Source organism: Pseudoalteromonas sp. SANK 73390 (assembly GCF_054966645.1).
The window spans coordinates 1-10,142 of the sequence record NZ_ARPN01000059.1; the positions used below are offsets into that span (position 1 = coordinate 1).

Below are 10,142 nucleotides of genomic sequence, written 5' to 3' on the forward strand. Positions count from 1 at the left end.
CCGTTATCACATCTCTGCATCTAAAAACGATTGAGGTGTTCCCCGTACTCACGGGGCTAAACCGTTAAGGCTGCTGAACGGGCATTTTGGACGTGAGGTGTTCCCCGTACTCACGGGGCTAAACCGTAGCCAATATAGACCTTTCTGTTTGATAGGGTGTGTTCCCCGTACTCACGGGGCTAAACCGTCACCTCTCCCTACTATCTGCTGGCCGAATATGTGTTCCCCGTACTCACGGGGCTAAACCGCCATGCATTACTCCTAGCACTCTAGTAGCCAAGTGTTCCCCGTACTCACGGGGCTGAACTTGAGTGGTTATCAGAACCGTTTTCCAATAATCAATAGAAATACGTAGTTTACTAGCAAAATCCCGTTATTAAGTTTTTATTACTCCTCGCCTTAAACCGCCACAACTTTTTATCAAAAAAGGTAATTGAATATGTTTAATTACCCTCCCCATAAACTGTGATAGATCAAAAACCTGGCTGAAGGGTATTGTATTACCTAATAGACTAGGTATTCTAGTGGTTAATGGAATGTAAAATTAAATCGGTACAGTATGGATACCTTGTCTGCTCAAACAACTCACGAAAAACTGCTAAAACAACCACTACCCTTGTATTACCAATATTGGGGGAAGGCATGTAAAGATTCTCAAACGCATCACTTGCTGGCTTATCATAGCTTAGATGTTGCAGCCGTTGGCAAACAGCTACTTGCCATTGATAAACCCATTACTAATGATGTTGCTGAGTTTCTAGAACTCACTCCTCAACAACTACAAGATTTAATTGTATTTTTACTCGCATTGCACGATTTAGGTAAGTTCGCATCTGCATTTCAAAAGTTGTATCCCAATCATGATGACTCATTAATCACGGTAGCTAAGTGCTATGACTACAATGGAAAGGAGTATCGTCACGATAGAATGGGCCTTTATTTTTGGCAAGAAATGCAAGAAAAGCTGCTAGAAAAACTTATTTCTACAAGTTCATTAAATAGATGGGACAAAATTGAAGCCTTAGATTGTTTGTTTGTACTTTTTGAATGTGCATTCGGTCACCATGGGCAACCCATCAATAAACAAGACCCACATGCAATTAAGGCTTTCACAGAAGCACAAAATTTAGATGCCGTTGCATTATTTATTGACAGCTTGTCTTGTTTAATAAGTGTTTCTGTTCCACTAGAAAAGCTCTTGAATGCGCAGTGGTGTGAAAGACTTAAGCTAGTTAGTTGGCAAATTGCTGGTATTGCAGTTTTAGCTGATTGGATTGGTTCAGATAGAAACCACTTCAGCTATCAATCAAAAGTGATTCCACTTGAAGAATATTGGCTCAAAGCACAGTCGATAGCACGAGAGGCGGTTCAAGCTACGGATTTGGATAAAGCACCATTGATTAAGCCATTTCAATCTATTCAGGCGCATTTTGGTTACTCTCCTACGCCTTTGCAGCATTGGGCAGAAACTACAGTGCTCACAAGTAGCCCACAGTTGTTTATTTTGGAAGATGTAACTGGTGCTGGAAAAACAGAAGCGGCGCTGGCACTTACACATAGGCTGATGGCAACTGGTGCCGCAGATGGCTTTTATTTTGGTTTACCGACCATGGCAACCTCTAACGCTATGTTTTCACGGGTTGCTAGCCATTATCTAAATATGCTTGAAAGTAGCGATAAAAAAAAGCCGAGCATTGTTCTTGCCCACGGCGCTAGAGGAATGAACGAGCAATTTCGTGATGCGGTGATCACCTCCACAAGCGTAGATCAAAATTATCATTCAACCGATTCCACAGCAACAGCCCAGTGCAATCAATGGCTAGCAGACTCGCGTAAAAAAGCCTTACTGGCTCCGGTCGGTGTGGGCACCATCGATCAAGCCTTGTTAGCCGTGTTACCTAGGCGTCATCAATCGTTAAGGCTGCTAGGATTAAATCGCAAAATTCTTATTTTTGATGAAGTGCATGCTGCAGATGAATATATGTTTGAGCTGTTAGAAAGCTTATTAGCACTACATTTACACCAAGGTGGTTCAGTCATTTTACTCACCGCTACGCTACCACTTAAACAACGCCAACGATTAACTAATATTTGGCTTAAAACAGCGCAGCTTGAGCCTGTAGCACTAGTTGAAAGAGCATTCCCATTAGCCACGCGTGTTTGCTTAAGTGATCAAAAGCCTGTTTTAGAAAAGGTTTTAGAGAGCAAAGATGAAGTTAGCCGAACGGTGCAAGTTGAACACATAAACACGATGGAAGATTGTATTGATAAGGTTGTTGCTGCGGTCAAAAACAATCAATGTGTGGTGTGGGTAAGAAACTCGGTAAACGATGCCTTAGCGGCCTATGAGCAATTAAAGGCGCACCTTTGTGCGCCAAACCAGTGTTTGTTATTTCATAGTCGTTTTGTGTTGGCTGATAGAAAATTGATTGAAAACCAAGTGCTCGATTTGTTTGGCAAGAAAAGTACCGGCGAAGCACGAGCAGGTAAAGTGTTGATCGCGACGCAGGTTTTTCAAGAAAGTTTAGATGCTGATACCGATGTGATGATTTCAGATATTTGCCCCATTGATGATTTAATTCAACGTGTAGGGCGGCTGCATCGCCATACTCGTGATAGTAATGGGTGTTATCAAGCAAATATTACAGATAATCGCAGTGAGCCACTATTGTATCTTTATGCACCGCAGTACACAGATACACCAAAGGGCGATTGGCTAAGTAAGCACTTTATTAACACACAATACGTGTATCGCTCGGCGGGTCGACTTTGGCTCGGATTACGCAAACTTAGAGAGTTGGGGGCGATCAGGATGCCATTGCAAGCTAGAGACTTAATTGAAGCGGTATATAGCGATGCTGCATTAGCACAAATACCAGACGCACTCATTAAACAAGAAAATGATCTTTTTGCTCAAGAGCGAGCTAAAGCACATAAAGCAAAAGCGAACTTACTTAAGTGGCAACAGTTTGGGTACTCTGAGGGTAGTGCAAGCGGCTGGCACGAAGATACAACCGATATTAGTACGCGCTTGAGTGATATTGAAACGGTCGAAGTGCTGTTATTAAAGCTTGATGACCACGCGCAATTACAGCCGTGGGTTGCTGATAGCAAATTTGCAATTGCGCTGAGCACCGTCAAGCTGTCGAAAAATACCTATGCGGACAAACTTGCAACCCTACCTGAGCATTTAAACGCACAGGTTGAGCGCCTCAAACTACAGTATAAAAACTTAGATTATTGTCAGCTTTGGCTACCTGAATTAGATCCAAATTTTACTTATGATCCAACAACAGGATTTTTGGAGAAGTCCCCGCAATAGCGGGGAACATTGTTGAAAGTACCAATTGAGCATCAGCACTTATCGGTTTATCTCAATTTCATTGAGAACTATCAAAGTATACAAGATAAATGGTCATGATCAAAAATAAATTAAAGAGCTTCAGCTCTTATCTTGTCATTTTTTGATTTTTCTGGGTTTTCGGCTAATCTTTGAACTGTTGGAAGTAGGTGGTGTGAATGAGAGGCCATCACCCCCCATGAACACCGATTCGCAATATTGATGATATGTGGTTTCAATGCTGTTGGCAAATAGGTTGTAGCAGGTTTTTTGCTTCTCTAATATAAATTTAGGAGTAATCATGCTTAGTAATGATGATGACGATACTGAATATACCATTATTTTTAGACGCTATAGGAAAGGGCTAAATGGAGAAATGTTAGATGCATATAGATATGGCAAAAAAGCCTGGCCTATTCGAATTAAAAAATCTGAGCTGAAATGAGGAGTTAATGGCAAGGATGCCATTTAAACAGGAGAATGAACGTGAATATCCTACAAGACAATTGGTTACCGTTTAAATTGCGGGATGGCACAGAGCAAACCTTGCCTATGGGGGCGATATGCCGTGAGGATGTGATTGATTTTGCACTCCCAAGAGCTGACTTTCAGGGGGCTGCATACCAATTTGCGATTGGTTTATTGCAAACGGTATTTGCGCCAAAAAATAAGAGGCAATGGCATCAATATTACGATGAGAGTCCTAAAGAGTTAGATTTACAAACAGCTTTTGAAAAAGTTACTCATGCATTTAACGTAGTTGGTGATGGGCCTTTGTTTATGCAAGACTTTGATGAGTTGGCTTGTGCAAAATCAACTACAGTCGCAGGGCTGTTAATAGAGGCACCGGGTGCTAATGGCATTAAATTAAACACGGATCACTTTATAAAACGTGGTGTTGGTGACGTGATGTCGTTAGAAATGGCCGTATTGGCTTTGTTTACTATGCAAATCAACGCACCTTCAGGAGGTTCTGGGCATCGAGTTGGGCTGCGAGGCGGTGGCCCGTTAACAACATTAATTACGCCAACAGAACCTACCTCAAGCTTATGGCACAAACTGTGGTTAAATGTGATGACTCAAGAGTTTTGGCTATATCCAGAACCAAACTTTAATGACGGCAGTATATTTCCTTGGTTGGCGCCAACATTAACCAGCGAAAAAAAAGGCAGTGAAATATACCAAAGTAATGTACATCCATTACATATGTTTTGGGCAATGCCGAGGCGTATTCGTTTGGAGTTTGAAAATAATGAAGCTGTGTGTAAAGTATCGGGTAAAAAGGCGGCTATCTCGGTAAAGAGTTACCGTACTCAAAATTATGGAGGAAATTATTCGGGTACTTGGTCTCACCCACTTACGCCTTATAAATGGAACCCAAAAAAGCCTGATGAAGAGCATTTGTCTGCGAAAGGTCAGCCCGGGGGAGTTACCTATAAAACTTGGGAGCAACTTACTTTTACCAGCGATACCGAAGGTCAACATTGTGCCGCCGTTGTTAATCATTTTTATAGCCTCAACAATTTTTTTGAACAAAAACACCATCAAATCCCGCAGTTATGGGTATTTGGCTATGATATGGATAACATGAAAGCTCGTTGCTGGTACGCCAATCATTTTCCACTTTTTTCACTCCCACCTGAGCACCACGATGCGGTACTTCGAGAAATTAAGTCACTACAGTCACTTAGCAGTAATGCGCTATGGCACTGCCGTACACAGGTTAAAAGTGCGTGGTTTGATAAGCCAGCAGACGCCAAAGGTGATACCTCTTTTATTGATAATGTTTTTTGGCAGCGTACTGAGTCCGTATTTTTTAGTGCTGTGGCTGGGTTAATTGAAAATAGTCAAAATGGTGAGTATGTACTAACTGCGGGTCAAGCTAAAGCGTGGCTTACACAAATACGGTGTATTTGTTTAGATATATTTGACGAATTTGCTTTGTCAGAGCTGGGCAACCAAAAATCTATGGCTAAGCGCTTTAAAGCAAGGCAACAGTTATCAGGTTGGTTAGGCAGCTCAGCATATGGTGGTAAAGACATTAAAGCATTTATTGCTAACCACAACATTGAATTTATTAAGGAGGCAGTCTGATGAAAGACGAAATACGCAATATTGTATTGCGCTGGTGGAAGAGTATGCACTTATCTACAGAGCAACTACTCGCGGAGGGAATTAAGCCCTCACCCTCTGCGCATAAAGCACAACTAAAGCGTTGTGACAATGTAGATGCAGTCATGCTAAGTGAAGGCTTTAGAGCGCTGTGGCTAAGTTTGCCACAAGAGGTTATTTCACAATGCTCAGAGCAAAAGCAGGGCGAAAAAATGGAATGCTTTGCGGCGATAGCTGCCGTACTTGTGTTCATACAAACAAATTCCAATGAAAAATTAGCAAGTGTAGCAGGCAAAAAAGCGCAAGGTGAAAAATCAACGGTGAGTGAGTTACGCTTTGCACAGCTACAAAGTGCCAAAACCAGTGACGATTTTGTACGTAGATTAAGGCGTATATTAAAACAGGTAAAAGGGGAGGCTAGTGTGACTTGGCTTGCTCAAGATATCCAGCACTGGTTTACAGAACACTATGGACACAGACCTAATCAACCAAGCAAACGCATTGGCGTGCAATGGGCAATGGATTACTACCAAGCTGCTAAATAAATATTACGTTAACTTTTAAGGATTAAATTATGAGCCAGTTTATTCAACTTCATTTACTTACGTCTTATCCGCCATCAAACCTCAACCGTGATGATTTAGGCCGACCAAAAACTGCCAAGTTGGGTGGTTTTGAGCGTTTACGTGTTAGCTCGCAAAGTTTAAAGCGTAACTGGCGTGTATCTGAATTGTTTGAAAGTGCATTAGCCGAGCACATAGGAGTAAGAACAAAACGCTTTGGTGTTGATATTTATAATAACTTGGTTGCCCAAGGAATGGCTGAAAAGCAGGCTAAAGAAGTTGCCGCACAAATTGCGGCTGTATTTGGCAAAACCAAGGGCAAGAAAAAAGATAAACCACTAGAAGAGTTGGAAATTGAACAGCTAGCGCATATTAGCCCAACAGAAAAAGACGCGGCGCTATCGTTAGTCGCAGTGTTAGCCAATGAAACTCGTGGACCTAGCAAAGAAGAGTTGAAACTACTTAAAAGCGAGTGCACAGCAGTAGATATCGCACTGTTTGGTCGCATGTTAGCATCAAGCCCCGAGTTTAATGTTGATGCTGCTTGCCAAGTAGCTCACGCATTGAGTGTACATAGTGTGGTGATTGAAGATGATTATTTTACCGCTGTAGATGACTTAAATGATGGTATGAGTGATTCGGGTTCTGCCCATATTGGTGAAGCTGGTTTTGCGTCAGCTTTGTTTTATAGCAATGTATGTATTAATAAAACGCAGTTAATCGCCAACTTAAATGGTGATGAGGCGCTTGCTAATCGTGCTATCAAAGCATTGGTTGAAGCAACAGTAAAGGTTAGCCCTAAAGGCAAGCAAAATAGTTTTGCATCAAGCGCTTATGCAAGCTTTGCTTTGGCTGAAAAAGGTGAGCAGCAACCTCGTAATCTATCTGTAGCGTTTTTGAAGCCGATTAGCGATGCAGATATGGCAACAGCTGCTGTAGATGCCTTGCAACAGCAAATAATTAGTTTTGACAAAGTATATGGCGATTGTGCAGATACACGTTGCCACTTTGATGCCAACAAAGGCGAAGGCTCTTTAGCTGAGTTACTTGAATTTGTAGCAAGCTAATGGGGGAGTTATGAAAGCGTACTTAGTCTTTCGTTTATATGGCCCTTTAGCTAGTTGGGGGCAAGCTGCGGTTGGTGGAGATAGGCCAACTGGACTAATACCAACGCGCTCCGCAGTGTTGGGTTTATTGGCGGCTGCTTTGGGTATTGAGCGAGATAAAGCTGGGCAGTTAGCCGAACTACAAAATAGTGTAAAAATAGCGCTAAAGCAGCCGGTGCCAAGTAGCTTAATGCGTGATTATCATACGACACAGGTGCCAAGTAGCAGTGCAAAAGTAGTACATAAGACCCGCGCTAGTGAACTGTCGACTGATAAGTTAAATACTATTTTATCGAGTAGAGATTACCGTTGCGATGGTTTATGGATAGTTGCGGTGTCATTAACTGATAATGCCACTTACACCTTAGCACAATTACAGCAAGCATTAAAAAAGCCAGTTTATATGCCATTTTTAGGCCGAAAGTCATGTCCTCTAGGTGTGCCTATGATGCCTAATTTGGTTGATACGCAAAACCTTAAAGCTGCGTTGGATACATCGTTTCCGCCATTAACAGCTTCTGAACAGCAAGATTCGTGGCGGTTAAATGCAACTGATTGGCACAGCTACTTTTGGGAAGGTGATAAGAGCGAATTTACAGAATCAGGTATTGTTACTACCCAGCAGTGGGATGAACCTGTTAGTCGGGACCGGTGGCAGTTTAAGCAGCGAGTAATGCATCAAATAACTCTACCTGTTAGTGAGCAAAATCAAGGAGACATGCATGTTTTTGAGTAAAGTAACGTTAGCAGCCTCTTCTCAAGCGTCTAATGAACTTGCTAAGTTATCTTGCAATGGAGTATATGCGTCACACCAATTATTGTGGCGGCTTTTTCCCGATGAAGATAAGCGCTGTTTTATTTATCGGGAAGAGATGAGCATGCATGGACGGCCCGAGTTTTTTATTTTGTCACAGGCTCAGCCGCAAGGGCTTGATACCTTGTTATCGGTTAGCTCAAAGCCTTTTACGCCAAAACTACACACGGGTGATAAATTAGGGTTTAAATTAAGAGTAAACCCGACAATATGTGTTACTAGTGCTGATGGAAAAAGTCGTCGTCATGATGTGTTAATGCATGCAAAAAAACAAGCCAAGGCTGACTTTAAAAACAACCCTGAGGGACTAAAAACGGTGATGGAAGAGGCCGCATTAAATTGGTTTTGTAGCCAGCAGCGCACTCAAAAGTGGGGGGTAACACTCGATAGTATGCCTAATATCGAGAGCTATACACAGCATGATAGTAAAAAGCGTTCAGGTCACAATGTGAGGTTTTCGAGTGTAGATTTTCAAGGTGTACTAACAGTGGTTGAACCGGATGTTTTCTTACAGCAGCACATGACTGGGTTTGGTCGTGCTAAAGCAATGGGATGTGGTTTGATGATGTTGCGTAGAGTTTAAGTATAACTAAAGCCGTTATACTTAAACTTGTAAAATAAAGGAATATTAAATGGCATTTCTCCCTTTAAAACCAATCCCTATTAAAGATCGTAACTCGATGATTTTTGTTGCTATGGGGCGCATTGATGTGCGAGACGGTGCATTTGTTGTTATTGATGAAGTGAACGGCGAGCGCATGCATATTCCTGTTGGGTCGGTGGTGTGTATTTTACTTGAGCCCGGCACGCGTATTAGCCACGCAGCGGTGAAACTTGCCGCTACGACGGGTACATTGCTTATTTGGGTTGGTGAGGCGGGTGTACGTTTATATTCAGTAGGGCAGCCCGGAGGTGCGCGTTCAGACAAGTTGCTGTATCAAGCTAAACTGGCACTTGATGAAGCATTGCGTTTAAAAGTAGTGCGCAAAATGTTTGAACTGAGGTTTGCAGAGCCAGCCCCAGAGCGGCGTAGTGTTGATCAGCTTCGGGGCATTGAAGGTGCGCGAGTGCGCAAAACCTATGAGTTACTGGCAAAACAATATAAAGTTGATTGGCGTGGCCGACGTTATGACCCAAAAGATTGGCAAGCAGGCGACGTGGTTAATCAATGTATTAGTGCCGCCACATCATGTTTGTATGGGGTTACCGAAGCGGCGATACTCGCAGCGGGCTATGCGCCAGCTATCGGCTTTTTACATTCAGGTAAGCCATTGTCATTCGTATATGATATTGCAGATATTATTAAATTTGACACGGTTGTGCCTGCCGCATTTAGAGTGGCTAGCAAGCGTCCTAAGCAACCAGATAGAGACGTGCGTATAGCTTGTAGAGAAGCGTTTAGAAAAGATCGCACATTGCAACGTTTAATCCCACTGATAGAAGATGTACTTAACGCTGGCGAAATAATCCCACCTAAGCCTTTTGAAGATGCGCAACCTCCTGCTTTACCTGAACCTGAGTCAATAGGTGATTCTGGACATAGAAGTAATTAGGAGCGTAACGATGAGTATGTGTGTAGTGGTAACAGAAGCCGTTCCTCCAAGATTAAGAGGGCGGTTGGCCGTATGGCTGCTTGAAATTAGGGCGGGTGTATATGTTGGTGATGTGGGTCGAAAAATACGAGAAATGATCTGGCATCAAATAACAGAACTGGCTGAGCAAGGTAATGTAGTGATGGCTTGGGCTACCAATACTGAGTCGGGGTTTGACTTTATTACCTATGGTGAAAATGCCAGAATGCCTGTTGATTTAGAAGGTTTAAGGCTAGTGAAATTTACGCCAGTTGATAACGAAAATATAGGCGAATAAATCGCACATTTGCTCATTAAAAACTTGGTACATTTTGTATGCCACTTTTTATTTAATAAAAACAAGCATATACTTTTAGAGTATTCCCCGTACACACGGGGCTAAACCGTTAAAGACGGTGACTCTGAAACTTTTTGGATTGGTATTCCCCGTACACACGGGGCTAAACCGAACATGCCAAAGAGGGCGAATCTAGGTCGGCTGTATTCCCCGTACACACGGGGCTAAACCGACTTACCTAGACGCATTATTTAGTGCGCCTAGGTATTCCCCCGTACACACGGGGCTAAACCGTATGGCCCTGCTGCTATCGGCACGTTCGGTCAGTATTCCCCGTA

At 42.6% G+C, this 10,142-nt stretch carries 9 protein-coding genes; all 9 read left to right on the top strand.

From position 1 onward, the window contains the following. Window positions 1-559 precede the first annotated feature (559 nt). Window positions 560-3,322, top strand: a complete 2,763-nt coding sequence (cas3, locus tag SANK73390_RS09250) for a CRISPR-associated helicase Cas3' (RefSeq protein ID WP_462765654.1) — start codon at window positions 560-562, stop codon at window positions 3,320-3,322. 319 nt (window positions 3,323-3,641) lie between these two features. Then, the gene (locus SANK73390_RS09255; protein WP_462765656.1) at window positions 3,642-3,785 is read left to right on the top strand and encodes a hypothetical protein; all 144 of its coding nucleotides are present in this window, start codon (window positions 3,642-3,644) and stop codon (window positions 3,783-3,785) included. 35 nt (window positions 3,786-3,820) lie between these two features. Beyond that, window positions 3,821-5,434 carry a type I-E CRISPR-associated protein Cse1/CasA gene (casA, locus tag SANK73390_RS09260; protein ID WP_462765658.1) on the top strand — a complete coding sequence of 538 codons (1,614 nt, stop codon included), beginning with the start codon at window positions 3,821-3,823 and terminating at the stop codon, window positions 5,432-5,434. Further along, complete coding sequence (gene casB, locus SANK73390_RS09265) at window positions 5,434-5,997, top strand: type I-E CRISPR-associated protein Cse2/CasB (RefSeq protein ID WP_462765660.1); 564 nt, start codon at window positions 5,434-5,436, stop codon at window positions 5,995-5,997. Before casA ends, casB begins: the two co-directional genes overlap by 1 nt. 29 nt (window positions 5,998-6,026) lie before the next feature. Then, complete coding sequence (cas7e, locus tag SANK73390_RS09270; protein WP_462765662.1) at window positions 6,027-7,082, top strand: type I-E CRISPR-associated protein Cas7/Cse4/CasC; 1,056 nt, start codon at window positions 6,027-6,029, stop codon at window positions 7,080-7,082. A 10-nt stretch (window positions 7,083-7,092) separates the two neighbouring features. Then, window positions 7,093-7,857: a type I-E CRISPR-associated protein Cas5/CasD gene (cas5e, locus tag SANK73390_RS09275; protein WP_462765664.1), complete on the top strand. Its 765-nt coding sequence runs from the start codon at window positions 7,093-7,095 to the stop codon at window positions 7,855-7,857. After that, window positions 7,844-8,518 carry a type I-E CRISPR-associated protein Cas6/Cse3/CasE gene (cas6e, locus tag SANK73390_RS09280; RefSeq protein WP_462765666.1) on the top strand — a complete coding sequence of 225 codons (675 nt, stop codon included), beginning with the start codon at window positions 7,844-7,846 and terminating at the stop codon, window positions 8,516-8,518. The genes cas5e and cas6e overlap by 14 nt, the downstream gene beginning before the upstream one ends. A 49-nt stretch (window positions 8,519-8,567) precedes the next feature. Next, a complete protein-coding gene (cas1e, locus tag SANK73390_RS09285) occupies window positions 8,568-9,488 on the top strand; it encodes a type I-E CRISPR-associated endonuclease Cas1e (RefSeq protein WP_462765668.1) in 921 nt (306 codons plus the stop codon). 10 nt (window positions 9,489-9,498) lie between these two features. After that, a complete protein-coding gene (gene cas2e, locus SANK73390_RS09290; RefSeq protein WP_462765670.1) occupies window positions 9,499-9,804 on the top strand; it encodes a type I-E CRISPR-associated endoribonuclease Cas2e in 306 nt (101 codons plus the stop codon). The last annotated feature ends 338 nt before the right edge of the window (window positions 9,805-10,142 follow it).